Annotated in this window: 26 protein-coding genes; 13 read left to right on the plus strand and 13 right to left on the minus strand. The window is 61.9% G+C overall.

Features of this window, described 5'->3' with window-relative positions; all coding sequences use genetic code 11:
* Position 1: 1 nt before the first annotated feature.
* Both pdxA and rsmA read left to right on the plus strand, forming a co-directional pair.
* Positions 2-1027 (plus strand): 4-hydroxythreonine-4-phosphate dehydrogenase PdxA, encoded by a 1026-nt coding sequence (pdxA, locus tag AC1DJO_RS16325; RefSeq protein ID WP_477971761.1) that lies wholly within the window; start codon positions 2-4, stop codon positions 1025-1027.
* Positions 1027-1854 carry a 16S rRNA (adenine(1518)-N(6)/adenine(1519)-N(6))-dimethyltransferase RsmA gene (gene rsmA / locus AC1DJO_RS16330; protein WP_477971763.1) on the plus strand — a complete coding sequence of 276 codons (828 nt, stop codon included), beginning with the start codon at positions 1027-1029 and terminating at the stop codon, positions 1852-1854. Before pdxA ends, rsmA begins: the two co-directional genes overlap by 1 nt.
* Before the next feature lie 211 nt (positions 1855-2065).
* Here rsmA and gmk read toward each other — a convergent pair whose 3' ends face one another.
* The 7 genes from gmk to fabD all read right to left on the minus strand — a co-directional run bounded on the left by gmk (position 2066) and on the right by fabD (position 8563).
* Positions 2066-2728, minus strand: a complete 663-nt coding sequence (gene gmk, locus AC1DJO_RS16335) for a guanylate kinase (protein WP_112390867.1) — start codon at positions 2726-2728, stop codon at positions 2066-2068.
* A 3-nt stretch (positions 2729-2731) separates the two neighbouring features.
* Positions 2732-3619, minus strand: a complete 888-nt coding sequence (locus tag AC1DJO_RS16340) for a YicC/YloC family endoribonuclease (protein ID WP_112517073.1) — start codon at positions 3617-3619, stop codon at positions 2732-2734.
* 14 nt (positions 3620-3633) lie between these two features.
* Positions 3634-4854: an endolytic transglycosylase MltG gene (gene mltG / locus AC1DJO_RS16345; RefSeq protein ID WP_477971766.1), complete on the minus strand. Its 1221-nt coding sequence runs from the start codon at positions 4852-4854 to the stop codon at positions 3634-3636.
* A gap of 116 nt (positions 4855-4970) precedes the next feature.
* Positions 4971-6233 (minus strand): beta-ketoacyl-ACP synthase II, encoded by a 1263-nt coding sequence (gene fabF, locus AC1DJO_RS16350; protein ID WP_112390864.1) that lies wholly within the window; start codon positions 6231-6233, stop codon positions 4971-4973.
* A 93-nt stretch (positions 6234-6326) separates the two neighbouring features.
* Positions 6327-6563 (minus strand): acyl carrier protein, encoded by a 237-nt coding sequence (locus AC1DJO_RS16355; protein WP_003502080.1) that lies wholly within the window; start codon positions 6561-6563, stop codon positions 6327-6329.
* A 287-nt stretch (positions 6564-6850) separates the two neighbouring features.
* Positions 6851-7588, minus strand: a complete 738-nt coding sequence (fabG, locus tag AC1DJO_RS16360; RefSeq protein WP_112390863.1) for a 3-oxoacyl-[acyl-carrier-protein] reductase — start codon at positions 7586-7588, stop codon at positions 6851-6853.
* A gap of 30 nt (positions 7589-7618) precedes the next feature.
* Positions 7619-8563 carry an ACP S-malonyltransferase gene (gene fabD / locus AC1DJO_RS16365; protein WP_477971768.1) on the minus strand — a complete coding sequence of 315 codons (945 nt, stop codon included), beginning with the start codon at positions 8561-8563 and terminating at the stop codon, positions 7619-7621.
* A 205-nt stretch (positions 8564-8768) separates the two neighbouring features.
* Here fabD and AC1DJO_RS16370 point away from each other — a divergent pair, with 205 nt between their 5' ends.
* The 5 genes from AC1DJO_RS16370 (at position 8769) to rplI (ending at position 12601) form a co-directional block, all read left to right on the plus strand.
* Entirely contained in the window at positions 8769-9812 is a 1044-nt protein-coding gene (locus AC1DJO_RS16370; RefSeq protein ID WP_477971770.1) for an aldo/keto reductase, read from the plus strand.
* Positions 9813-10147: 335 nt separating this feature from the next.
* Positions 10148-10606, plus strand: a complete 459-nt coding sequence (rpsF, locus tag AC1DJO_RS16375; RefSeq protein WP_112390859.1) for a 30S ribosomal protein S6 — start codon at positions 10148-10150, stop codon at positions 10604-10606.
* A 12-nt stretch (positions 10607-10618) separates the two neighbouring features.
* The gene (gene rpsR / locus AC1DJO_RS16380) at positions 10619-10867 is read left to right on the plus strand and encodes a 30S ribosomal protein S18 (protein WP_004680498.1); all 249 of its coding nucleotides are present in this window, start codon (positions 10619-10621) and stop codon (positions 10865-10867) included.
* A 156-nt stretch (positions 10868-11023) separates the two neighbouring features.
* Entirely contained in the window at positions 11024-12007 is a 984-nt protein-coding gene (locus AC1DJO_RS16385) for a DUF2232 domain-containing protein (protein WP_477949809.1), read from the plus strand.
* A gap of 15 nt (positions 12008-12022) precedes the next feature.
* Positions 12023-12601, plus strand: coding sequence for a 50S ribosomal protein L9 (gene rplI / locus AC1DJO_RS16390; protein ID WP_112517079.1), 579 nt, complete (start codon positions 12023-12025; stop codon positions 12599-12601).
* A gap of 57 nt (positions 12602-12658) precedes the next feature.
* On the opposite strand, the gene AC1DJO_RS16395 is transcribed toward rplI, so the two are convergent.
* The 3 genes from AC1DJO_RS16395 to AC1DJO_RS16405 are packed head-to-tail and all read right to left on the minus strand — an operon-like array spanning position 12659 to position 15866.
* Entirely contained in the window at positions 12659-13723 is a 1065-nt protein-coding gene (locus AC1DJO_RS16395; RefSeq protein ID WP_477971772.1) for an HlyD family secretion protein, read from the minus strand.
* Between the two features lie 18 nt (positions 13724-13741).
* Positions 13742-15412 carry an MFS transporter gene (locus AC1DJO_RS16400; RefSeq protein ID WP_477971774.1) on the minus strand — a complete coding sequence of 557 codons (1671 nt, stop codon included), beginning with the start codon at positions 15410-15412 and terminating at the stop codon, positions 13742-13744.
* 10 nt (positions 15413-15422) lie between these two features.
* Positions 15423-15866, minus strand: a complete 444-nt coding sequence (locus AC1DJO_RS16405; RefSeq protein WP_477971776.1) for a MarR family winged helix-turn-helix transcriptional regulator — start codon at positions 15864-15866, stop codon at positions 15423-15425.
* Positions 15867-16189: 323 nt separating this feature from the next.
* Between AC1DJO_RS16405 and AC1DJO_RS16410 the strand changes: the two genes are divergently transcribed.
* Together AC1DJO_RS16410 and alr are read left to right on the plus strand one after the other, a co-directional pair.
* Positions 16190-17686 (plus strand): replicative DNA helicase, encoded by a 1497-nt coding sequence (locus tag AC1DJO_RS16410; protein ID WP_310298694.1) that lies wholly within the window; start codon positions 16190-16192, stop codon positions 17684-17686.
* A 100-nt stretch (positions 17687-17786) separates the two neighbouring features.
* On the plus strand, positions 17787-18950 hold the full coding sequence (alr, locus tag AC1DJO_RS16415; protein ID WP_477971778.1) for an alanine racemase: 1164 nt from the start codon (positions 17787-17789) through the stop codon (positions 18948-18950).
* Positions 18951-18956: 6 nt separating this feature from the next.
* Here alr and AC1DJO_RS16420 read toward each other — a convergent pair whose 3' ends face one another.
* Positions 18957-19592, minus strand: coding sequence for a LysE family translocator (locus AC1DJO_RS16420; protein WP_477971780.1), 636 nt, complete (start codon positions 19590-19592; stop codon positions 18957-18959).
* 174 nt (positions 19593-19766) lie between these two features.
* Entirely contained in the window at positions 19767-20456 is a 690-nt protein-coding gene (locus tag AC1DJO_RS16425; RefSeq protein ID WP_112517339.1) for a PDZ domain-containing protein, read from the minus strand.
* A 247-nt stretch (positions 20457-20703) separates the two neighbouring features.
* Here AC1DJO_RS16425 and radA point away from each other — a divergent pair, with 247 nt between their 5' ends.
* From radA to AC1DJO_RS16445, 4 genes are all read left to right on the plus strand, one after another.
* A complete protein-coding gene (gene radA, locus AC1DJO_RS16430; RefSeq protein ID WP_112390849.1) occupies positions 20704-22107 on the plus strand; it encodes a DNA repair protein RadA in 1404 nt (467 codons plus the stop codon).
* A 94-nt stretch (positions 22108-22201) separates the two neighbouring features.
* Positions 22202-22831: a CvpA family protein gene (locus AC1DJO_RS16435; protein ID WP_477971782.1), complete on the plus strand. Its 630-nt coding sequence runs from the start codon at positions 22202-22204 to the stop codon at positions 22829-22831.
* A gap of 173 nt (positions 22832-23004) precedes the next feature.
* On the plus strand, positions 23005-24495 hold the full coding sequence (gene purF, locus AC1DJO_RS16440; protein ID WP_477971784.1) for an amidophosphoribosyltransferase: 1491 nt from the start codon (positions 23005-23007) through the stop codon (positions 24493-24495).
* 78 nt (positions 24496-24573) lie between these two features.
* A complete protein-coding gene (locus tag AC1DJO_RS16445) occupies positions 24574-25314 on the plus strand; it encodes an SDR family NAD(P)-dependent oxidoreductase (RefSeq protein WP_112517085.1) in 741 nt (246 codons plus the stop codon).
* 1 nt (position 25315) lies between these two features.
* On the opposite strand, the gene AC1DJO_RS16450 is transcribed toward AC1DJO_RS16445, so the two are convergent.
* Positions 25316-26047 (minus strand): GH25 family lysozyme, encoded by a 732-nt coding sequence (locus AC1DJO_RS16450; RefSeq protein WP_477972015.1) that lies wholly within the window; start codon positions 26045-26047, stop codon positions 25316-25318.
* Positions 26048-26356 lie beyond the last annotated feature (309 nt).

Raw genomic sequence — 26356 nt, forward strand, 5'->3', positions numbered from 1 at the left:
CATGACAGTCCCGTTCTCGCGACCATTGGCGCTGACGCAGGGTGATCCGGCAGGTGTCGGCCCCGATATCACGCTGATGGCGTGGCTGCGCCGCCGCGAACTCGGCCTTGCGCCGTTCTTCTTCATCGGCGATCCAGATGTGCTTGCAGTTCGTGCACGGCAGCTGGATCTCATTGTGCCTGTCCGCCATGCCGACGCCGCGTCAGCGGGCGAGATATTCGCGGAAGCGCTGCCAGTACTTCCGATTCCTGCCGGTGTCGAAGTCGCTGCGGGCGAGCCGCATGTTTCCACGGCCGCCGGAACGATCGCGGCGATCGAGACCGCCGTGTCGCTGACCCAGAAAGGCGAGGCACTCGGCGTCGTTACTAATCCGATAGCGAAGTCGGTTCTCTACGAAGCAGGCTTCAAGTTTCCCGGGCATACCGAGTTCCTGGCCGATCTCGCCGCACGCGCGATCGGAAAGCCTCTCACGCCCGTCATGATGCTCGCCGGACCGAAACTGCGCGCCATTCCCGTCACCATCCATATTCCAATCAAGGATGTGGCCCAGGCGCTCACTGGCGAATTGATCGCTGAAACCTGCCGCATCGCCCATGCCGATCTCAGAGACCGCTTCGGCATCGCGCAGCCGCGTCTTGCCGTCGCCGGGCTCAACCCGCATGCCGGTGAGAGTGGGCTGATGGGGCGCGAGGACGAGGACATCATCCATCCGGCGATCCAGCAGCTGCGTTCGGAGGGCATCGACGCCATCGGCCCCCTGCCCGCCGATACGATGTTCCACGACGAGGCACGCGCCCGCTATGACGTCGCCATCTGCATGTATCACGATCAGGCGCTGATCCCGGCCAAGGCGCTCGGCTTCGACGATTCCGTCAACGTGACGCTCGGCCTCCCCTTCGTGCGCACCTCGCCGGATCACGGCACTGCTTTTGGCCTCGCCGGCACGGGTATCGCCCGTGAGCACAGCCTCGTGGCAGCGCTGAAGCTCGCTGCACAGCTCGGGCGCAATGCCGAGAGCCATCGCTGATGGCCGCACTCGACGGCTTGCCGCCGCTGCGCGACGTTATCCAGCGTCACGGGCTCGATGCCCGCAAGGCGCTCGGCCAGAATTTCCTACTCGATCTGAACCTGACGCAGAAGGTTGCCCGCACCGCCGGCAACCTTGAGAATGCGACCGTCTTTGAGGTCGGCCCCGGCCCCGGCGGCCTAACGCGGGCGATCCTGGCGCTCGGCGCCAAGAAGGTGATCGCCGTCGAGCGTGATCCGCGCTGCCTTCCCGCTCTTGCGGAGATCGCCGATCATTATCCAGGACGGCTCGAGGTCATCGAAGGCGATGCCCTGAAGACGGATTTCGAGGCGATGGCGTCCGGCGGTCCGGTCAAGATCATCGCCAACCTGCCCTACAATGTCGGTACCCAGCTACTGGTGAACTGGCTGCTGCCGAGAAAATGGCCACCGTTCTGGCAATCGCTGACGCTGATGTTCCAGAAGGAGGTCGGCGAGCGGATCGTCGCAACCGAAGACGACGATCACTACGGCCGCCTCGGAGTGCTCGCAGGCTGGCGGACGCAGGCACACATGGCCTTCGACATCTCGCCGCAGGCCTTCACGCCACCGCCGAAGGTGACGTCGACCGTCGTGCATCTGACGCCTCGCGAAAATCCGGTCCCCTGCTCCGTCACCAATCTGGAGCGCGTCACGCATGCCGCCTTCGGCCAGCGCCGCAAGATGCTGCGCCAGAGCTTGAAGCCTATTGGCGGCGAGGCATTGCTGGCCAAAGCCGGCATCGATCCGCAGCGGCGGGCAGAGACGCTTTCGGTGGATGAGTTTTGCATGTTGGCGAATAGCCTGTAAGGGGACTTTCTACGCCGTCCCCTCATCCCTGTGCCCTTAGGGCTGCGCCCACGGGACATCACAGGGATCCAGCGCGCCCAAGTCCTTGGGCGCTGAAAACACTTCTTCAAATTGGAAATGAGTCATTCACCGCGCAGACGCGCGGTGGCTGGATTCCCGTGACGAGCACAGGAATGAGGGAGTGGCAGTCAGGCCAAATGAAAGCCGTCCCTCAGAGAACCGGCGTCTCTTCCAGCAGCTTGGTGACGAAATCGAAGACGCCGTGGCCGCGGTCGCGGCGGAGGCGCTCGGCCTTGACGATCGACTGCACGGAATCGAAAGCTTTCTCGAGATCGTCGTTGACGATCACATAGTCGTATTCGCGCCAGTGGCCGATTTCGGCGCGGGAATTGGCCAGCCGCTGGGCGATGACTTCTTCAGAATCTTCCGCGCGGCGGTGCAGGCGCGACTGCAGCTCGGTCATGGTCGGCGGCAGGACGAAAATCGAGACCACGTCGGCCGACATCTTCTCCTGCAGCTGCTGAGCGCCCTGCCAGTCGATGTCGAAGAGCATGTCGCGGCCCTCGCCCATTGCCTTTTCGACAGGCTGGCGCGGGGTGCCGTAGAAATTGCCGTGAACCTCGGCCCATTCGAGCAGCGAATCGGAATCGCGCAGCACCTCGAACTCGCGGATGCTGACGAAGCGATAGTGGATGCCCTCGACCTCGCTCGGGCGGCGCTGGCGCGTGGTGACGCTGACCGACAGACCGATCTGGCTATCCTGCGCCAGGAGCGTGCGGGCAATCGTCGATTTACCGGCGCCCGACGGCGACGAGATGACAAGCATCAGGCCGCGGCGTGCGATCTGAATGGGCGACGTTTTCGTCGGTTGCATGGATCACTCCAGATTCTGGACCTGTTCGCGGAACTGGTCGATGACGACTTTCAGTTCAATGCCGGCGGCGGTGACCGCCGAAGCATTCGATTTCGAACAGATCGTATTCGATTCCCGGTTAAATTCCTGTGCAAGGAAATCCAGCTTGCGGCCGACAGGGCCACCTTTTGCCAGCAATTCGCGGGCAGCGGCGACATGCGCCTTCAGCCGGTCGATTTCCTCGCGAAGATCGGCCCGCGTCGCCAGCAATGCGGCTTCCGCGTGAAGCCGGTCGCGGTCGAATGCGGCTGAACTCTCCAGCAGCAGGGAGACCTGCGCCTTCAGCCGCTCGGCGATTTCCTGCGGCGAGCGCGACGGATCGCTCTCGATGGTCCTGGTCAGCGTCTCGATGGTTGAGACATGATCAAGAAGGATGCGCGACAGCGCGGCTCCCTCGTGCTCGCGCATGAGCTTCAGATCGGCAAGGGCCGCGATGAGGCCGTTCATAACCTCAGCGTCACGCGCCGCGACCGCTTCTTCGCTGTCTTCGGTTTCGCGGAATTCCACGAGACCGCGGATCGACAGCAGCGTATCGAGCTTCAGTGGTGCCGGATCGATGATGCCGGCCAGCTGATCGCGCATCGTCAGGACGGTCGCCAGCGCTTCCTGATTGAGGACGGTCTCGAAGCGGTTCTCTCCGGCAGACACCGAAAGGTTGGCCTGCATGTTGCCGCGGCTGAAGGCCTCGCCCGTCATACGGCGGACATCGACTTCCATCCGCTCGAGGCCGGGCGGCAGGCGCAGGCGCAGGTCGAGGCCCTTGCCGTTGACGGACCGCAGCTCCCATGCCCAGCGCCAGCGGCCGCTCGTTCCCTCACGCCGCGCAAAACCGGTCATGGATTGCAAAGCCATCCGAATCTCCGAAATCAGTTGGTTTTCTTTTTCTTCTGGGCGGCAGGCGCATCCGCCTGTGCTTCGGGCTGACCGTCGACGGCGATGTTCGGGTCGGCGCCCTTGTCAGACTCCAGCTTGCGCCAGCGCTTGACGTTGGAATTGTGTTCGTCGAGCGTTGCCGCAAAGACGTGACCGCCCGTGCCGTCGGCGACGAAATAGAGATCCTCGGTCTTCCACGGGTTGGCGACGGCTTCGAGCGCATCACGGCCCGGATTGGCGATCGGCGACGGCGGCAGGCCCTTGATGATGTAGGTGTTGAAGGGTGTGTCCTTCTTCAGGTCCGACTGGTAGATCGGCCGGTCGGCCGGCTTTCCGTCGCCGCCGAAGAGACCGTAGATGATCGTCGGATCGGACTGCAGGCGCATGCCCTTGCCGAGACGGTTGAGGAAGACGGAGGCGACATGGGCGCGTTCATCCGGCACGCCGGTTTCCTTCTCGACGATCGAGGCGAGCGTCACCATCTCTTCCTTGGACTTCAGCTGCACCGAGGGGTCGCGCTTGTCCCAGATCTGGTCGAGCAGCTTGGTCTGGGCCGCCGCCATCTGATCGACGATTTCGCTGCGCTTGGTGCCGCGGGAGAACTTGTAGGTGTCCGGCCTCAGGCTGCCTTCGGCCGGCAGCACGGTCGGCAGCTCGCCTTCCAGCACCTGGTCGTCATTCATGCGGTTGAACATCTGGCGGACGGTCAGGCCTTCTGGGAAGGAGATCGAATAGAGGATCGACTTGCCAGACTTCAAAAGCTCCATGATGTCGTTCATGGAGGCCTTGGCCTTGATCTCGTATTCGCCGGCCTTCAGGCTCTCGCCCTCGTTCAGATGGGTCGCCGTCAGATAGCGGAAGATGCGGGYATCAGAGATGATGTTGTTGCGCTCGAGGTTGCTCGAGATCTCGGAGAGACCGGCGCCGCTGCGAACGATGAAATTGGTGTTGGTTTCGAGAGGACCGGGATCCTGGTAGCTCGAGATCGCGTAATAGAACGCGAAGACGGCCGCCGCGCAGCCGAGCACCACAATGGTCATGACGAAATTCAGGAAGATGACGACCTGGCTACGAGCCTTCTTGGAGCGCTTCGGCGGCTCGGGAACGCGTTCCGGGCGCAGCGCTTCAGTCGGCGATTTCGGAATGATCCGGCCGTTCTGCGCCTGCTGATCGCCCTGACCCGGCGTTTCGTTCCCTTGGTTCGTGTCGCTCACCCGGCAATCCTCTATATTTGGCCCCGTCTGCTTTTTAAGAAGCAATACGGCAAAAAACAGGTGGGCCGTCTCCACAAGGGGCCGGCCCTGCCTTCGTGCTGTGCCAAAAAGCGCCGTTACGCGCTGTAGCGGCGCAGAACCAGCGATGCATTGGTACCGCCGAATCCGAAGGAATTCGACAGTGCCACATTGATTTCCCGCTGACGAGCCTTGTGCGGCACGAGGTCGATCGCCGTTTCCCGCTCAGGGTTGTCGAGATTGAGCGTTGGCGGCGCGACGTTGTCACGGATCGAAAGTGTCGCGAAGATCGCCTCAATGGCACCGGCAGCACCCAGCAGATGGCCGGTCGCCGACTTGGTCGAGGACATCGAGATCTTCGACGCCGCATTGCCGACCAGCCGCTCGACGGCGCCGAGCTCGATCGTATCGGCCATGGTCGAGGTCCCGTGGGCGTTGATGTAATCGACATCGGCAGGCGTCAGGCCGGCGCGCTTCAGCGCCATGGTCATGCAGCGCTGTGCGCCCTCGCCGTCTTCGGACGGCGCGGTGATGTGATAGGCGTCGCCGGACAGACCGTAGCCGACGACTTCGGCATAGATCTTGGCGCCGCGCGCGAGCGCATGCTCGAGCTCTTCGAGAACGACGATGCCAGCGCCTTCGCCCATGACGAAGCCGTCACGGTCCTTGTCGTAAGGGCGCGATGCCTTGGTGGGGCTCTCGTTGTGCTGCGTGGACAGCGCCTTGCAGGCGGCAAAGCCTGCCAGCGAGATGCGGCTAACAGGCGATTCCGTACCGCCGGCAACCATGACATCGGCATCGCCGAATGCGATCAGACGGGCAGCATCGCCGATGGCGTGCGCGCCGGTCGAGCAGGCGGTGACGACGGAGTGGTTCGGGCCGCGCAGCTTGTGGCGGATCGAAACCTGGCCGGACACGAGATTGATCAGACGGCCGGGAATGAAGAAGGGCGAAATGCGGCGCGGACCCTTGTCGCGCAGCGTGTAGCCGGCTTCGACAATGCCTTCGATGCCACCGATGCCGGAGCCGATCAGAACGCCGGTGGCGATCTGGTCTTCGTCGGTCTGCGGATGCCAGTTGGCATCCTTGAGCGCCATGTCGGCGGCCGCCATGCCGTAGATGATGAAGGGATCGACCTTGCGCTGCTCCTTCGGCTCCATCCACTCATCGACGTTGAATGTTCCGTTAGTGCCGTCGCCGACGGGAATGCGGCAGGCGATCTTGGCGGGAAGGTCTTCGACCTCGAATTCGGTCACCAGGCGGGCACCATTTTGACCTTCGAGCAGGCGCTTCCAGGTAATTTCAGTTCCGCATCCCAAGGGTGATACCATGCCGGTACCGGTGATAACGACCCGTCTCATCGAGTGCCCCCGCCTATCGTCTTTCTTTGAGTTGGGCCTAGCCCCAAATAAAAAGGGCGGACTCGTGGCCCGCCCTTTGAAAATCGCTCAGGATTAAGCCTGGGCCTTCTCGATGAACTTGACTGCATCGCCGACCGTCAGGATCGAGTCAGCTGCGTCGTCAGGAATTTCAACGCCGAATTCTTCTTCGAATGCCATGACCAGTTCGACGGTGTCGAGCGAGTCAGCGCCCAGATCGTCGATAAAGCTTGCGCCTTCGACAACCTTGTCGGCATCGACGCCAAGATGATCAATAACAATTTTCTTTACGCGTTCTGCGATATCGCTCATGTCGGTTTCCTCGACCTTATGTCCTGATCAGAGTGCCTTCTGGCACCCCTACCCTGTTTTCAGCTTACCGCGCCTTCTCGACGCGTTCAGCAAACTCGTTGGCCCGGCTTGCGGTGTCGCTGGCTGGCTGAAAGCCTGCCGGTTCGCCTTGTTTCCCGGGACGACTGTTCACAGTCATTGGCCCGCTTAACATGGTTTATGTCTGCCGCAAAGCCAGAAAATCAACCCCGCCAGATTGGTCAACACGCTATTGACGTGAAAAACGCCGGGAGGGCCGGTTTCCCGTTTCAGATCATGGCCATGCCACCGTTTACGTGCAGCGTCTGGCCCGTCATGTAGCCCGCTTCGTTGGAGGCGAGATAGGCGACGGCGGAGGCGACTTCGGCGCCCGTGCCCATGCGCTTCATCGGGATCGCGCCCATGATCGCGTCCTTCTGCTTGTCGTTCAGCTTGCCGGTCATGGCGCTTTCGATGAAGCCCGGCGCGACGCAATTGACGGTGACGTTGCGGGTGGCGATTTCCTGCGCCAGCGACTTGGTAAAGCCGACCATGCCTGCCTTGGAGGCGCAGTAGTTGGCCTGGCCCGGATTGCCTGTCACCCCGACGATCGAGGTGATGTTGATGATGCGGCCGAAGCGGCGGCGCATCATCGGATGCGTCAGCTCGCGGGTCAGCAGGAAGGTCGAAGTCAGGTTGACCTGGATGACGCTGTCCCAGTCCTCATCGCTCATGCGCACGAAGAGACCGTCCTTGGTGATGCCGGCATTGTTGACCAGGATATCGACGCCGCCGAGCTCTTCTTCGGCCTTGGCGCCAAGCGCCTTGACTTCGTCGCGGTTCGAAAGGTTCGCCGGGAAGATCTTGACCCGATCGCCGAGATCGGCCGCCAGTGCTTCCAGCTTCTCGACGCGCGTGCCGTGCAGGCCGACGATGGCACCCTGCTTGTGAAGGAGGCGGGCGATTTCCTCGCCGATGCCGCCGGATGCGCCTGTGACGAGAGCCTTGCGGCCGGTAAGATCGAGCATGGGGGCGTTCCTTATGTCTGGTGGGGCCGATCAGGCCATGAGGGCGGCGATGGCCGCGTCGATATCGGCGGCCGTGTTGACTGCGATGCCATTGACCGTCTTGTCGATGCGGCGCGCCAGACCCGTCAGCACCTTGCCGGAGCCGAGTTCATAGAGCGTCGTGACATTGTTGGCGGCAAACCATTCCACCGTTTCGCGCCAGCGGACCTGGCCAGTGACCTGCTCGACGAGCAGCTTGGCGATCTCATCGGCATTGGTGACCGGTGCTGCGCGCACATTGGCGATAACAGGCACAATAGGATCGGACTTCGAAACGCCGGCAAGCGCGTCGCGCATCGCGTCGGCGGCAGGTGCCATCAGCGTCGAATGGAAGGGAGCGGAGACCGGCAGCAGGATGGCGCGCTTGGCGCGCTTTTCGGTGGCGAGCGCTGCCGCTTTTTCGACCGGCGCCTTCTCACCTGAAATCACCAGCTGGCCGCCGCCATTGTCGTTGGCGATCTGCACCGAACCGAGGGCAGAGGCTTCTTCGCAAACGGCGATCACATCGGCATGTTCGAGGCCGATGATCGCCGCCATGGCGCCGACACCGACGGGCACGGCTGCCTGCATGGCATTGCCGCGGATGCGCAGCAGGCGGGCGGTATCTGCCAGCGAGAACGTGCCTGCGGCGCAGAGAGCGGAATATTCGCCGAGCGAGTGGCCGGCGACATAGGAAACCTTCGACTTGAGATCCAGGCCCTTGGCCTGCAGCACACGGATGACGGCCATGGAGACGGCCATCAGCGCCGGCTGGGCGTTTGCCGTCAGCGTCAGCGTCTCTTCGGGACCTTCGAACATGATGGACGACAGCTTCTCGCCGAGCGCCTCGTCGACTTCATCGAATACCGCGCGGGCTTCGGCGAAGTTTTCGGCAAGCTCCTTGCCCATGCCGACAGCCTGGCTGCCTTGGCCCGGAAATGTAAAAGCGACCGTCATTTCAATATCCCTATTATGTCATTTGGGCGATTTCGCCTCCAATTGACGTTCTTTCCTGAGGAGTCAATAGCCCGTTCGCGGTCTCCAGAGCCTTTTGCAGGTGCGAGAAACCGGGCTTTTTGCACTTGCGCTCGCTCAATTCCCGCCTAAATTTGCGCCGCCCTCCCGTAGAGTATCCCACTCTCACTGCTTTCAAGGTTTTCCGATGAAGTTCAATACATTAGGCCGTACCGGCATTTCCGTCTCGCAAATCTGCCTGGGCACCATGACCTGGGGCACGCAGAACAGCGAAGAAGAAGCTCACGAACAGATGAATTACGCTGTCGAAAAAGGCGTAAACTTCTTCGATACGGCCGAACTCTACCCGACGACGCCGCTTTCGGCCGAAACATACGGCCACACCGAGCAATTTATCGGCAGCTGGTTCGAAAAGACCGGCAAGCGCAAGGACGTGGTTCTCGCCACCAAAGTTGCCGGTCATGGCCGCTCCTATATCCGCGGCGGCGAAGGCGCCGATGCCAAGAACATGACGCTCGCCGTCGAAGCGAGCCTCAAGCGGCTGAAGACCGACTATATCGACCTCTACCAGATCCACTGGCCGAACCGCGGCCATTTCCATTTCCGCCAGAACTGGCACTACGATCCCTTCAAGCAGGATCGCGCCAAGGCTGCCGCCAATATTCTGGAGATTCTGGAGACGGCGGGTACGCTGGTGAAGGACGGCAAGGTGCGCGCCATCGGCCTCTCCAACGAGACGACCTGGGGCATCCAGAAATATCTGACGCTCTCGGAGCATAAGGGCCTGCCGCGCGTCGCCAGCGTCCAGAACGAATACAACCTGCTCTATCGCCATTTCGATCTGGATCTCGCCGAGCTATCGCATCACGAAGACGTCGGCCTGCTCGCCTATTCGCCACTCGCCGCCGGCATTCTTTCCGGCAAGTACCAGAACGGCGAAAAGCCCGCGGGATCACGTGCTTCGATCAACGGCGACCTCGGCGGCCGCCTGCAGCCGCTGCAGGAAGCGCCGACCAAGGCCTATCTCGAGATCGCCGCCAAGCACGGCCTCGACCCATCGGCTATGGCACTCGCCTTCTGCCTCACCCGCCGCTTCATGGCCTCGGTCATCATCGGCGCGACGACGATGGACCAGCTGAAGATCGATATCGGCGCCACCGACGTAAAGCTCTCGCATGAGGTGTTGGACGAGATCGAGAAGGTGCACCGGCAGTATCCGATGCCGCTGTAAAAGAAGAAGCAAGCCGCGCAATCCTTGCGCGGCTTTTCTCTTTGGTAGAGCTGCCATCCGAGCTTTACTCGTTAATTCACCTGTTACCCTTGCCTTCTCCCGAAAAACCCGTATAAGCGCCCCTGTTCGCAAACCCGGTCTTCTGGCTGGTGGCTGAACGGAGGGCCGGTTTCCGCGAGGGAATCGTCGGAACGGAAGCGTTCCAGCCTCCCGTGTCTCCGCTCTCGACCGTCTCGGAAACGCTTTTCTTGCCTGGGCTCGCCCATCAGGAGCAGTCGTTGAGGCTTAGCCGCCGAAGTTCGGGTTGAAACAAACGCAAGAAAGGCAAAGCTGTCATGGCTCTTTATGAACATGTATTCCTTGCCCGGCAGGATATTTCCGCTCAGCAGGTTGATGCCCTCGTAGAACAGTACAAGGGTGTCCTCGAAGCTAACGGTGGTAAAGTCGGGCGCGTCGAAAACTGGGGCCTCAAGTCCCTCACCTACCGCATCAAGAAGAACCGCAAGGCTCACTACGTTCTCGTCGACATCGACGCCCCGGCTGCTGCCGTGCAGGAAATGGAACGTCAGATGCGCATCAGCGAAGACGTCCTGCGCTACATGACGATCGCTGTTGAAAAGCACGAAGAAGGCCCGTCTGCCATGATGCAGAAGCGCGACCGCGACGACCGCGGCCCGCGTGAAGGCGGCGACCGTGGCCCGCGCCGCGACTTCGGCGACCGTCCGCCGCGCCGTGACGGCGACTTCCAGCGTGGCCCGCGTCCGGACCGCGCTCCCCGCGAAGACCGCGCTTAAGGAGATCTGATAATGTCTGAAGCTTCCTCCGCACCGGTTCGTCGCCCGTTCCACCGTCGTCGCAAGACTTGCCCCTTCTCTGGTGCAAACGCTCCGCGCATCGACTACAAGGACGTTCGTCTCCTGCAGCGCTACATTTCCGAGCGCGGCAAGATCGTTCCTTCCCGTATCACGGCTGTTTCCCAGAAGAAGCAGCGCGAGCTCGCTCAGGCGATCAAGCGCGCCCGCTTCCTCGGCCTGCTGCCGTACGTCGTCGCCTAATCGGCTGACGAGACCAAATCGAGGGAAGGCAGAAATGCCTTCCCTTCTCCCTTTCGCGATGGGCGCGGATCGGAACTCTTAAAACCCATGTTGAGGTCTTTCTGAAACCGATTCAGAAAAATCCCTCTAACTGCTTGATAAAGCAGGACAGCGATCGTGAACAAACTGAACTCTAAAACGCTATTGATCGGCGCTCTCGCCGGTTTGACCGCCGCACTTCTGGTGCTCGGCGCGAGCGTTCAATTGTCGTTCAGCGCCGTGCTTTACGCGGCTTCGGCCCTCCCCATTCTTCTCGTCGGTCTTGGCTGGGGCAATGCTGCGGCGATCTCGGCTGTCGTTACCGCCGGTGTTCTCGGTGCCGTGGCCATCTCGCCGACCTTCGCGCTGATGATGACGCTGGTGACGCTGCTGCCGGCCGGCTGGATCAGCCACCTCGCCAATCTCGCCCGCCCCGCCGCCGAACTTGGCGGCCCCGACAATCTGATGGCCTGGTACCCGCTCTCCGACATCCTGCTGCATCTCTGCGGCCTGGTGACGCTTGCGGTCATCGTCACCGGCTTCATGATCGGCTACGGCCCGGATCTCGTCAGCCAGATGGTCGATACGCTGTTCACCTCCTTTGCCCAGCAGCAGCCGGAGCTGAATATCGACGCCGCCGCCGCTGCGCAGACCAAGTCGCTGCTGGTGCTGATGCTGCCTGCCATCCAGGGGTCGATGTGGGTGGTTCTGCTGTTTGCGGCCTATTACATCGCCACGCGGATCGTGAATGCTTCCGGCCGCGCGCTTCGTCCGCGCGAGGACATTCCGTCGGCGCTGCGCATGAACCGCAATTCGATCTTCATCTTCCTCGCCGGTCTGGCCGCCACCTTTTTCGGCGGCGTTCCGGCGATGATCGGAGCAACCGTCGTCGGCACGTTCGGCGCCGGCTTCCTGCTCTCCGGCTTCGCCTCGCTGCATTTCCGTACGCGCGGCAAGGACTGGCGCCTACCGGCGCTGATCCTCTGCTACCTGGCATCGCTTCTCCTGATGCTGCCAGCCTTTTTCATCCTGGTCGTCGGTCTTTCCGATACGCGCAAAGCGATCGCTCTGACCCCCAACAAGGATGGTGATGCCCCTAAACCAACAGATTCGAACATCTAAGAAAGGAACTCTAACATGGACGTCATTCTTCTCGAACGCATCTCCAAGCTCGGCCAGATGGGCGAAACCGTCAAGGTTCGCGACGGCTTTGCCCGTAACTACCTGCTGCCGCTCGGCAAGGCGCTGCGCGCCAACGAAGCCAACCGCAAGCGTTTCGAAGCCGAGCGTGCAACGCTCGAAGCCCGTAACCTCGAGCGCAAGTCGGAAGCCCAGAAGGTTGCCGACGTTCTCGACGGCAAGTCCTTCATCGTCGTCCGTTCGGCTGGCGAAACCGGCCAGATGTACGGCTCGGTCGCTGCTCGCGACGTCGTCGAAATCCTGGCTGCCGAAGGCTTCAACATCGGCCGTAACCAGGTTCACCTGAACACGCCGATCAAGGCAATCGGCCTGCACAAGGTTGCGATCCAGCTTCACGCCGAAGTCGAGATTCACGTCGAACTCAACGTTGCCCGTTCTGCCGAAGAAGCCGAACGCCAGCTCAAGGGCGAGACCCTGACCTCGGTTGACGCGATCTACGGCGTTGACGAAGACGCACTGCGTCCGGAAGACTTCTTCGATCCGGAAGCTGACGGCGTTGACGAAGACGAAGCATAAGCTTCGCTTGCACCTGCTGATACGGAAAGCCCGGCCTTGCGCCGGGCTTTTTCGTCTCTAGTTCTCCGCAACACTCTTCAGCGGTGCGGCGCTCTTGTCGATGCGCACCTCCACCGAGAGCCCGGGTGCCAGATCCTTTGCCAGCTCCTGGCCGGGGTCGATGCTGATGCGGACACCGACGCGCTGGGCCACCTTGGTGAAATTGCCGGTGGCGTTGTCCGGCTTGATGACGGCGAATTCGGAACCTGCAGCCGGCGAGAAGCGCTCGACGCGGCCGGTCAGGCGGTGGTGGCCGAGTGCATCAACCGAGACGGATACCGGCTGGCCGACCTGCATGCCATCGAGCTGGGTTTCCTTGAAATTGGCGATCACCCAGACATCTTCGGGGACAACCGCCATCAGCTGCGTGCCGGACGTCACATACTGGCCGATACGCACGCCGATCTCCCCGAGATGGCCGTCGCGCGGCGCAACGATCGACGTGTTCTGCAGGTCGATCTCGGCGAGCTGGACCGCTGCCTCGGCGCCCGCGACATTGGCTTCCAGAGACGCGCGGTTGACGATGATCGTCGCCAGGCTCTGCCTGGAGACCTCAAGAGCCGCCTGCGCCTGATTGAGCGCAGCCTTCGCCTGATCAAGGGTTGCCTGGGCGGCTTCGGATTCGCTGGCCGAGGCGATGCCGCGGTTGCTGAGATTGTCGACGCGATCCCAGGCGAGCTGAGCGCGTTTAAGCGCCGCGTTGGCGCTGTCGATTTGCGCCTGGCTGGAGGCAATGGTGGCTTGCGCAGAGAGCTCCTGCTGGTGGGAATTGGCGAGCGAGGCTTTCTGGCCGTCGAGTGCGGCGCGCGATTGGGCCAGCTTCTGTGCATAGATGCGGTCATCGATCTTTGCGAGGACCTGCCCCTGCTTCACATGCTCGTAGTCCTTGACCGGGACGTCGACGACGTAGCCGCTGACCTGCGGGCTCATCAGCGTGACGTAGCCACGGACATAGGCATTATCCGTCGTCTCCACCGAGGTGACGAAGGGCGGCAGGCGCCAGGCATAGAGCACCAGCAGAATACCGGCGGCGCCGGCGATCAGCACGATCAGCGAGGTGGGCGAGCGGAGGGACTTGAACATGCGGACGGGGCCTCTGGCTCAGGATTGCGCAAGGGCTGCCTCCGGCCCGTTCTGCCAGGGCCGGCGCTTCCATGCGAGATGAAGAAGAAGGACGACGAGACCTGCCAGGCAGGACAGGAAGATCATGTAGAAGGCGTCGTTATAGGCAAGGACATAGGCTTCCCTGGTTACCTGCTGGCCAAGCAGCGAGAGGCCCTCGGCATTCAGCAGCGTCTTGTCGGTGATGACCTTGCCGTAGGCCGCCGAAAGCTGTGATACCCGCTGGGCGACGATCGGATCGGTGAGCAGGATATGCTCGACGAGAACGTTCGAATGAAACTTCTCGCGGATGACTACGAAGGTGCCGAGCACCGACGAAGCAAACAACGAACCGATCGACTGGGTGAACAGGAAGATCACCAGGAAGTTGACGATATAGGGCATGCCCTTGGCGAGCACTGCGGCAAAGCCTTTCGACATGACCGGCGGCAGGAACATCGCCGCCCCGGCAGCGACCATCGCCTGGCTCAGATACATTTCGGGCGGCCGTGTCAGGCTGGTCGACTGGCTGTCGATATAGGCACCAGCTGCAATCAGGATCAGCGCCAGCACATGGGCGGTCTCGACATAGCGCGTCACCATCAGATAGGCGCAGAAGAGCCCGCCTGCGAGCGAAGACAAGAGGATGATCCCGTAGAGGTGGATCGTCTGGTCGTTGAGCAGGCCGAGCTGCTGATAGAAATTGGCGGCCGTCGTCGATTGCTCCGAGGAGACGAAGCGGAAGAGCAGTAGCAGGCCGGCCATGCGCAGGTTCGGGCCTGACAGAACCCAACGCAGATCGATCATCGGATTGGCGCGCGGCAGCTCGATCAGGAACATCAGCGTCAGGGCGCCGATCGAGACAGCGAGCACGACGCCGAGCCAGGGCACTTCGAACCACCAGTAGAGCCGCCCGAGCGTGAGCACGACGGCGAGGCAGCCGAAGCTGACGGCGAGCAGCAGATAGCTCAGGATGTCGAGCCGCTGAATGACATTGGCGCGCGGCGGCGCCGTCAGCGGCAGCAGGTAGATGACCGGCAGCGCAATCAGCGCCAATCCCATCTCGAAGGTGTAGAGAGCGCTGTAGCCGCCGAGATCGAGCAGCGAGGGAGAGATGATGCGGGCGATCGGCGCAGCAAACAGCGTGTTCATCAAGGCAAGGCTAAGCCCCACCGAAAGCTTCTTCTCCGGCGGGAAGGCTTCCAGCATATAGAGGAAGCCGAGCGTCGAGAGCGGAGCGGCCGCCATGCCGCTGATGGCGCGCACGACGATTGCCGAATGCAGATCGGTGATCAGCAGGTTCATCATCGAGGCGAAGAGGAAGCAGATAATGCTGAATTCCGCGAAGCGGCGCAGGCCATATTGCGTGCGGATCTTGAAGAGCGCGATGGCGAGGCTGGCATAGGGCGCCATATAGGCGGCCGAAAGCCAGGACACTTCGATCGTGGTCGCAGAGAACGAGCCCTGCAGCTGATAGATATTGGCCGTCAGCAGGTTCATCCCCAACCCCTGGGTCAGGAAGAACAGCACCGAGGAGGCCATGTAGAGCGGCACCTTCCAGCGGGCCAGCGGCGCCGGCAGGACAGGCGCTGCGGGCGGCGGCATAACGGCCTCTTCCTCGCCCTTGCGGGCGGGCCCAGCATTGCCATTGGCTGTCTCGGCGAGGCTCATGCGAGCATCCTCATTGCCCGCGAACGGCCGCCAGGTTTGCCTGCATCGCGCGGATAACATTCAAGGTAGTCCGGAGATCGTTTTCGGGAATACCGGAGATGATCTGGCCGCGAATATCCTCGGCCAGAGCCTCGACTTCGCCGGCAACCACCCGCCCGGCATCTGTCATGTAGATTTCCTTGGCGCGGCGGTCGGAGCCGGCGACGCGGCGCTCGACATAGCCCTGCCCTTCCATCGCATCGAGAATGCGCACCAGCGTCGGGGTCTCCAGCTCCAGCCGGTCGGCGAGTTCGCGCTGGTTGATGCCGTCCTTCTTGTTGAGATTAAAGAACACCCGGGCGCGTGGCAGCGTCATGTTGCGCTCCCTCACCTTGGCGTCGAAAGTCGCTCTCAGCTTGCGGGTGAAGGCAGCGATGTCTTCGATCAGTTCGCGGCCAAGCAGCTTATTCGCCATAGATTCCAGTCCATTTTTGTTAGTGCACTAATTATATTACTGCTATCTAAATCAAAATTTGTATTTTTTCAAGTGCTAACTTCAGACGCTTGCGGGTAAAATGACCGCTATGGAATCGGCGCCTGAGTCGCAGCCTTCCTGCCGTGTCCCCAGGGTGACACGATAGCATATTTTGTCCACAGGCCCGAAGCCGCTGTGGACAAGTCGAACAACGTGCAAAGCGCAATGGATTTTGACGACCGGCAGGCGCTGTTGCAGCCATGCACTTGCATTTGCGGGTGGCTGTCTTCAAATCCGGGATAGAAACGACAGAACGGATGACGATGAACGACGCAGCGCGAAAGATTGCAGCCGTTGCTCCTGCCGAGCAGCATTACCGCGAAGCCCCCAACAATATCGAGGCGGAGCAGGCGCTTCTGGGGGCGATCCTGATGAACAACGACGCCTATTACCGGGTGTCCGACTTCCTCAAGCCGATCCATCTCTACGAGCCGCTGCACCGCAAGATCTTCGAGGTCGCGGGCGACATCATCCGCATGGGCAAGATCGCAAACCCGGTGACGATCAAGACCTTCCTGAAGGCCGACGAGAAGGTCGGCGACATGACGGTGTCGGAATATCTGGCCCGCCTCGCCCGCGAAGCCGTCACCATCATCAATGCCGAAGACTATGGCCGCGCCATCTACGATCTTGCGCTGCGCCGGGCGCTGATCACCATCGGCGAGGATGTCGTCAACATCGCCTATGACGCGCCGCTCGACATGCCGCCGCAGGCGCAGATCGAAGACACCGAGCGCCGGCTGTTCGAACTGGCCGAAAACGGCCGCTACGACGGCGGCTTCCAGTCGTTCAACGACGCCGTGGCGCTGGCGATCGACATGGCCGCCGTCGCCAAGGAGCGTGACGGCGGTCTGTCCGGCATCTCCACCGGCATCCATTCGCTCGACGGCAAGATGGGCGGGTTGCAGCGCTCCGACTTGATCGTGCTCGCCGGACGTCCGGGTATGGGCAAGACCTCGCTCGCCACCAACATCGCCTATAACATCGCCGCCGCCTATGAGGGCGAAATCCAAGCGGACGGCAGCTACAAGGCGAAGAATGGCGGCGTCGTCGGCTTCTACTCGCTCGAAATGTCGTCCGAACAGCTGGCCACCCGTATCATCTCCGAGCAGACGGAAGTCTCCTCCTCGAAGATCCGCCGCGGTGATATCAACGACGCCGATTTCGAAAAGCTCGTCGCCTGCTCGATGATGATGCAGAAGGTGCCGCTTTATATCGACCAGACCGGTGGTATCTCGATCGCCCAGCTATCGGCCCGCGCCCGCCGCCTGAAGCGCCAGCGCGGCCTCGATTGCCTCGTGGTGGACTATATCCAGCTGATGACCGGCTCGGGCAAATCGGGCGAAAACCGCGTCCAGGAAATCACCCAGATCACCACGGGCCTCAAGGCGCTCGGCAAGGAACTCAACGTTCCGATCGTGGCGCTGTCGCAGCTGTCGCGTCAGGTCGAAAGCCGTGACGACAAGCGCCCGCAGCTCTCCGACCTTCGTGAATCGGGCTCGATCGAGCAGGACGCCGACGTCGTGCTCTTCGTGTTCCGCGAGGAATATTACGTCAAGAACCTTGAGCCCCGCGATCCCGCCGATCCGAAATATGCGGAATGGGAAGCGCTGTTCGACAAGGTCAAGGGCACGGCCGATGTTATCATCGCCAAGCAGCGCCACGGACCGACCGGCACCGTCAAGCTCGCCTTCCAGTCGGAGTTCACCCGCTTCGCCGACCTCGCCGAGCCGTCGTTCACGCAATACGAAGAACATTGAGGACTGGTTGCTGCAATGCAGCGCCGGGCTTCCCCTCTGACCTCATGAGCTTTAGACTGGCCGGAGACACCTCTCCGGCCTTTCTTTTTTGATGTGTGCGATGACCGATATTTCCGATGCCTTTGAAGACGATCATTTTGAATCCGCCGGTCTGCGGCTGACCGTGGATCTCTCTGCGCTTGCGCAGAACTGGCAGGACATGGCGCGGCGCTCGGGCAAGGCGCGGGCATCGGCTGTCGTCAAGGCTGACGCCTATGGCATGGGGATCGAGGATGCCGGGGAGACGCTCTATCTGGCAGGTGCGCGCGATTTCTTCGTGGCGACGGTCGATGAGGGCGTGACGCTCAGGCTCTATGCGCCGGAGGCCCGGATCTTCGTGCTCTCGGGCATCTGGCCGGGTACCGAGCGGCGCTTCTTCGAGAACGATCTGGTGCCCGTGATCTCCTCCGAAGAGCAGCTCGCATTCTGGATGGCGGTGCTGTCCGACTATGGCGATTATCCCTGCGCGTTGCATGTCGATACCGGCTTCAACCGGCTTGGGCTGCATATCGACGAGGCCCTGGCGCTGGCCGACGACGTATCGCGTCCGGCAAGCTTTGCGCCGGTCCTCGTTATGAGCCATCTTGCCTGCGGCGACGATCAGCTTTCGCCAATGAACAAGCAGCAGCTTGAATCATTCCGCAAGGTTACCGCCGCCTATGAAGGTATCGATTCAAGCCTGGCGGCCTCTGCCGGCATCTTCCTCGGCGACAACTACCACTTCGACCTGACCCGCCCCGGCATCGCGCTCTATGGCGGCGAGGCGGTCAACGGCATGGCAAACCCGATGCGTCCGGTCGCCACCGCCGAAGCGCGGGTGATCCAGGTGCGCACCGTGCGCGCCGGAGAGAGCGTCAGCTACGGGCGGGCGTTGAAACTCACCCGCGACAGCCGGCTGGCGATCGTCGCCGCCGGTTATGCGGATGGCTACATGCGCAGCCAGTCGAGCGGCGGCGTGCCGCTGCGCAATGCGCTACCGCAGGGCGGCCAGGGCTTCTTCGAAGGATACACGGTGCCCGTTGCCGGGCGGATCACCATGGACCTGACGATCTTCGACGTCACCGACCTGCCCGACAATCTGATCCGCGCCGGAGACTATATCGAGCTGTTCGGCAAGAATATTCCCGTCGATGACGCGGCGCGCGCCGCCGGCACGATCGGCTACGAGATGCTGACCAGCGTCGGCCTTCGCCACGAGCGGAAATATGTCACCGACGAGGAATAGGCGCGCTTAGCGGGTGGTGAGCGCCAGGCGGACGCCGAGCGCCACCAGCAGTGCACCGAGCCCGCGATCGAGCCACAGGCCGATCTTGCGATTGCCCTTGACGAGTTCGGCGAGCTTCCCGCCTGCAAGGATCAACGGCGGCTCGATGAGCATCGCGACAGCGATGATCAGGACGCCATGGACGGCAAGCTGCAGCCAGACCGGGCCAGCGCCTTCGACGACGAATTGCGGCAGGAAGGCGAGGAAGAAGATCGCCACCTTCGGATTGAGCAGCGAGACCAGCACGCCCTGCCGGTAGATCCGGTGCCAGGCCATCGTTTCCGCCGCCGCCTTGATGAAACCGCCCTCTCCGCCCGACCGCAAAGCCTGAACGCCGAGCCAGACCAGATAGGCGCCGCCGACCCACTTGACCGCGGAAAAGGCAAAAGCCGATGCGGCCAGTACCGCCGACAGGCCGAAGGCGGCAAACAGCACATGCATGAAGGCACCGCTCCAGACGCCGAAGACGGCCGAAAAACCGGCGCGCGTGCCGCTCTTGATCGTATGGCCGAGGATGAAGGCCATATCAGGCCCTGGCGACAGGTTCAAAAGAACGGCGGCTGTCAGGAAAGTAATCCAATGGGCGAGCGAATAATCGAGCATGAGCAATGTTCCATAAAATGAGCATTGCAACCTGCCACCGCGGCCGATGATAGGAAAATCATTAGTTTTGATTGGTGTCGCCAGCCTCAATTGAGGGAGCGCGTTGAAGGCTGATCCGCCGACGTTAAATAGTCGGCCGCGCTTGCGCACGGCCGCCCCGAATTCGGTTTTGGATTATTCTTCGTCGGAGCCGCCGTCTCCGTCGTCACCGTCTCCGTCATCGGCACTATCGTCGCTGTCGTCGGCTTCATCTGCGCTGGACTCTTCGTCCGTGGCAGATTCCTCCTGCGTCATCGCTTCCTCGACAACGCTCTCCTCGCTCTCGTAGGAGGACTCGATGGTCTCCGATTCTTCGGACACATATTCCGAATAGGAGAAGGACGCATCGGACGTGTCGCTTTCCCAGCTCGAAACCTCGGTCAGCGATACGGCCTCGCTGTAGGACTCCATCGTGATGACAGCGGCAACCGCGACCACCGCACCGTCGCGCTCCAGCGAAAGCGCGACATCCGAATGGCCTGCCTTCAGATCGCGCCTGACAGCGACATCGACATCGACGGGCTTATGAACCTTATGGCCATGAACCTCGGAAAGAACGTCGCCCGGCTTGATCCCTTGCTTGTCGGCAACGCCGCCCGGCTTTACGGAAAGTACCAGAACGCCATGCTCTCCCTTGGCGAGCTTGAACTTCTTGACGACGGCCTTGTTGACCGGCAGCAGAAGCGCATCAAGCGCCTTGGAGATCGAGGGTTTCGGCAATCCGTCTGCAGGGGGCGTTGCAGCGGCTGCGGGATGTATTGCGAGCGGCGAAGCGATGTTCGCGGCAATGACAAGCGCGCGAACAGCAAGGTATGATTTTTTCAAGTCAATCTCCACCATAGACACGAGCCGGCCGATGCCGAACTCCGCGTGCTATAAATGGCCCTCTCGGCTTAATAATTCGCCAATAGATCAGCAGATCATTAAACTAAAGTCGCATGCGCGTGTGCTGCTCTGACCGCACGCCTATCGCCTGTTGCGTCGGGCGCCGAACGGACCGACATATGGATGAAAGAGCGAATCATCCGCGACCGGATGGCGGCGCCAACTCCAGAATTGAAAGTCCAAGCTGATGGCGAAGGCCAGAACTCAATTCACCTGCCAGAACTGCGGCACGGTCCACAACCGCTGGGCCGGAAAGTGCGAAGGCTGCGGCGAGTGGAATACCATCGTCGAGGAAGATCCGATGGGCGGCATCGGCGGCGGACCGGCCAAAACGCCGAAGAAGGGGCGTCCCGTTGCCCTCACCGCGCTTTCGGGCGAGATCGAGGAAGCGCCGCGCATCCATACCGGCATCTCCGAACTCGACCGGGCGCTCGGCGGCGGCTTCGTCCGCGGTTCGGCCGTATTGGTGGGCGGTGATCCCGGTATCGGCAAGTCGACGCTGCTGATGCAGGCAGCGGCGGCATTGTCGCGCCGTGGACACAAGATCATCTACGTGTCGGGCGAAGAGGCCGTCGCCCAGGTGCGCCTGCGCGCCCAGCGGCTGAACGCGGCCGATACCGCCGTGATGCTGGCTGCCGAAACCAATGTCGAGGACATCCTCGCGACGCTTGCCGAGGGCAAGCGCCCCGATCTGGTGATCATCGATTCCATCCAGACGCTGTGGAGCGACCTGGCGGAATCGGCGCCGGGCACCGTCACCCAGGTCAGAACCGGCGTTCAGGCGATGATCCGTTTCGCCAAGCAGACCGGAGCCGCCATGGTGCTCGTCGGCCACGTCACGAAGGACGGCCAGATCGCCGGACCGCGCGTCGTCGAACACATGGTCGATGCAGTCCTCTATTTCGAGGGCGATCGCGGCCACCACTACCGCATCCTGCGCACCGTCAAGAACCGCTTCGGACCGACCGACGAGATCGGCGTCTTCGAAATGTCCGACAAGGGCCTGCGCGAGGTTGCCAATCCTTCCGAGCTGTTCCTCGGAGAACGCAACGAAAAATCGCCGGGTGCAGCGGTGTTTGCCGGCATGGAAGGCACTCGGCCCATCCTCGTCGAGGTACAGGCGCTGGTGGCGCCGACATCGCTCGGTACGCCGCGCCGCGCCATCGTCGGCTGGGACTCGGCAAGGCTTTCGATGATCCTGGCAGTGCTCGAAGCCCATTGCGGCGTGAAGCTCGGTCAGCACGACGTCTATCTGAACATCGCCGGCGGTTACCGGATCTCCGAGCCGGCAGCCGATCTGGCGGTCGCATCGGCCCTTGTTTCATCGCTTGCCGGTATTGCTCTCCCGGCCGATTGCGTCTATTTCGGCGAAGTCAGTCTGTCGGGGGCCGTCCGACCGGTTGCGCACACCGCCCAGCGCCTCAAAGAAGCCGAGAAGCTGGGATTTTCTGCAGCGCTGCTTCCAACAGCGACCGCCGATCTGCCGAAGGGCACGGGCGGACGCTGGAACGAGATAGAGAGCCTGCCGGACCTGGTCGCGCGCATCGCCGGATCGAAGGGTGCGCTACGACGTGTGGAAGACGACGGTTGATCCTTTCATTGCCGCAAACGGTAGTGATATAGGATGCACACGAATGAGGCGCGGCCCGCTTGCGGAAACGTAAGGGCCCTGGAGTTGAATTTATATGCCCATTACGATTTTCGACGGTATTGTCATCGGCGTCGTACTCTTCTCCGCCGTATTGGCGATGGTCCGCGGTTTTTCCCGTGAGGTCCTGTCGATCGCAAGCTGGGGTGGCTCGGCTGCCGCAGCCTACTACCTCTACCACTACCTGGTGCCCTACGCGAAGAAGTACACCGATGACGACCGCATCGCGATCGTCGGCTCTGCCGCGGTCGTGTTCCTGATCGCGCTGATCGTCATCTCCTTCATCACCATGAAGATTGCCGATTTCATCATCGACAGCCGTATCGGCGCGCTTGACCGTACTTTGGGCTTCCTCTTCGGTGCTGCACGCGGCATACTGCTGCTCGTCGTTGCCGTCGCCTTCTGGAACTGGCTTGTCGATGCCGATCACCGTCCGGGCTGGGTCAACAACGCCAAGTCCAAGCCGTTCCTCGACTCGATGGTCGTGAAGCTGCAATCGGTCCTGCCGGAAGAATTCGCCCAAATGGTACGCACGAGCGTGATGGACAAGGTTCTTCCGCCGAGCGAAAATACGGGCAACGCCAATGCACCGGCCACCGATCAGGCGCCGGCGGACGATGCAGCACCGGCCGCACCCGCAGCCCCTGCGCAACCGCAGTCGAATTGACACAGTGTTCAACAGCTTGACCTGCACGATGGCAATTGCCATTTGAGCGGGACGTACAGTAAAGGTCCGGCCGGGCAACCGCTCTGCCGGGCCTCAGCCGTTTAAAACGCATGATGACGGCGTCATGCTATGGAAAAGCCGATCCATTCTTGTGAGAGCAAAGGCCCGCATCGATGAACCAGTCCTATTCCCTGACGCTCAATGACGAACTCGACGGGGATACGCTCCACGAAGAGTGCGGCGTCTTCGGTATTCTCGGCCATCCCGATGCGGCAACGCTGACGGCGCTTGGGCTTCACGCCCTCCAGCACCGCGGGCAGGAAGCCGCCGGTATCGTCTCCTTCGACGGACTGCGCTTCCACTCGGAACGGCATATGGGTCTGGTCGGCGACCACTATACCAACCCGACGACGCTGGCCCGCCTGCCCGGCAATATCTCGATTGGTCACAACCGCTATTCGACGACGGGCGAAGTGGCGCTGCGCAACGTGCAGCCGCTGTTTGCCGAACTCGAAGTCGGCGGCATCGCCATTGCCCATAATGGCAACTTCACCAACGGCCTGACCCTTCGCCGCCAGCTGATCGCCGGTGGCGCCATCTTCCAGGCGACCTCCGATACCGAAGTCGTTCTCCACCTCATCGCCCGCTCGCGCTACACCTCGACCGCCGACCGCTTCATCGACGCCATCCGCCAGATGGAAGGCGGCTATTCGATGGTGGCGATCACCCGCACCAAGCTGATCGCGGCGCGCGACCCCACCGGCATCCGTCCGCTGGTGATGGGCGAGCTCGACGGCAAGCCGATCTTCGCATCCGAAACCTGTGCGCTGGATATCATCGGCGCAAAGTTCATCCGCGACGTCGAGAATGGCGAAGTCATCATCTGTGAGATCCAGCCGGATGGCTCGATCACCATCGACGCCCGCAAGGCCGGCAACGGCCAGCCGGAGCGCCTCTGCCTGTTCGAATATGTTTATTTCGCCCGTCCGGATTCGGTGGTCAGCGGCCGCAGCGTCTATGTTGCCCGCAAGAACATGGGCATCAACCTCGCCAAGGAAGCGCCCGTCGAAGCCGACGTCGTCGTTCCCGTTCCCGATGGCGGCACGCCGGCTGCTCTCGGCTATGCGCAGGAGAGCGGTATTCCCTTCGAATACGGCATCATCCGCAACCATTATGTCGGCCGTACCTTCATCGAGCCGACGCAGCAGATCCGCGCCTTCGGCGTGAAGCTGAAGCATTCCGCCAACCGGGCAATGATCGAAGGCAAGCGCGTCGTACTCGTCGACGACTCGGTCGTGCGTGGCACGACATCGCTGAAGATCGTGCAGATGATCCGCGATGCCGGCGCCAAGGAAGTGCATCTGCGCGTCGCCAGCCCGATGATCTACTATCCCGACTTCTACGGCATCGATACGCCGGATCGCGACAAGCTACTCGCCAACCAGTACGAGAGCCTGGAAGCGATGTGCAAATATATCGGCGCCGATTCACTTGAGTTCCTGTCGATCAACGGCCTCTACCGCGCCGTCGGCGGCGAAGACCGCAACAACGCCCGCCCGCAGTTCACCGACCACTATTTCACCGGCGACTACCCGACCCGCCTGCTCGACAAGGATGGCGAGACTGTAGGCCGCAAGGTCTCGCTGCTGGCGACCAACGGCTGACTGTATCGGCTTTGACATTTTATCGAGGGGCGCTTATTGCGCCCCTTGTTTTTCCTGTGACGCAGAGACCGGGGCACAATGACTATCAACCTTGAAGGCAAGATCGCACTCGTAACAGGCGCTTCGCGCGGCATCGGCTACTTCACCGCGCTCGAACTCGCCAAGGCCGGCGCGCATGTGATTGCCTGCGCCCGCACCGTCGGCGGCCTCGAGGATCTCGACGATGCGATCAAGGCGGCGGGCGGCAGTGCCACGCTGGTCCCCTTCGATCTTGCCGACATGGACGCCATCGACCGCCTCGGCGGCTCGATCTTCGAACGCTGGGGCAAGCTCGACATTCTCGTCGCCAATGCCGGCGTGCTCGGCGTCATCTCGCCGATCGGCCATGTCGAGGCGAAGACTTTCGAGAAGGTGATGAATATCAATGTCAACGCCACTTGGCGCCTGATCCGTTCCGTCGATCCGCTGCTGACCCGCGCCGAAGCCGGCCGCGCCGTGATCCTGTCCTCGGCCGCTGCCCACAAGTGTCGCCCGTTCTGGGGCCCCTACTCCGCCTCCAAGGCCGCCGTCGAGGCGCTGGCCCGCACCTGGGCCGGTGAAAGCCAGTCGACGCCGCTGCGCATCACCAGCGTCGATCCGGGTGCCACCCGCACCGCCATGCGCGCCCAAGCCGTTCCCGGCGAAGACCCGGCAAGCCTGCCGCATCCGTCGGAAGTCGCCAAGGCCATCCTGCCGCTCACCGGCCCCGATGTCACCGAAACCGGCAAGCTCTTCATCGTCCGCGAAAACAAGCTGGTCGATTATCACCTGCCGTCGTGAGCTATCTCGACGGCCAGGAAAAATACGGCGCCAACCCGCTCTCCGGGCATAGCGCGTTGAGATCGACCGCGCCCTTGATGCCTTCCACCTTCCCATCGTCGGCGAATTGCCAGAGCGACCAGCGGCTGCAATCCGGCCGGTGCGCGATGCTGCGGATCCAGAGGTCGTGGGACGGGAAGCGGTTTTCATTGCCGGCGAAATATTGCTCGAAGAAACTTTCGTTCATGTAGAACAGCGGCCGGCCGGGATAGCGGGTGAGGCGCGTGTAGAAGGCCGATAGCTCGGCGCTGAGTTCGTCCAGCGTCGGCACCTTGCCGCAATTGCCGGTGAATTCGAGGTCGAGTACCAGTGGCAGGGTATCAGCATCGGCGGGGATGGTGGCCAGCACGTTATCCGCCTGTTCTGCGCCTGGGCGGCAGAAGGTGAAGAAGTGGTAGGCGCCGCGGATGATGCCTGCGTCCTTGGCGGCCTGCCAATTCTCCGCGAATTTCCGGTCGCGATGATCGCCGCCTTCGGTCGCCTTCATGATGACGAAGCGGACGTTGGGCTGGCCTTTGAGCTTGGCCCAGTCGATATCGCCCTGGTGGTGGCTGATATCGATGCCCTGGATCGGATAGTCGGCAAGTGATGGCGGCGAGAATGGCGTCATGGCCCGATCGTATGCCAGATAGGCGCCGTAGGCGACAACCGTCAGGATGATGGCGGTGATGAGCAGGCGGAAGACGCGGCGCACGGGATTGATCTCATCTGTTTCGACTGCGGTGATAGCATGGAATGAACGCGCGTTGACGCCCTGCTCTTCGCTTGCGCTTCGGGCGATCGGCCCTGCGATCGATTCACGGGATCGATCGCTGCGGCTTTGCCGCACCGGGCCTCACCCCCACTTGACCAATGCCCGTTCCCGCGCCATAAAACGCGCTATGAAAACGGTTATCTGCATTAACTGCCGGAAGATTATTCGCTAGCGCGCTCGCTGGCCTGGCCGTTTTCGTCTCCCAAATACGCAAAGAGATAAACGCCTCGGCCCGCCGGTGGTGGCATT

Source organism: Rhizobium sp. 05N430 (assembly GCF_056396985.1).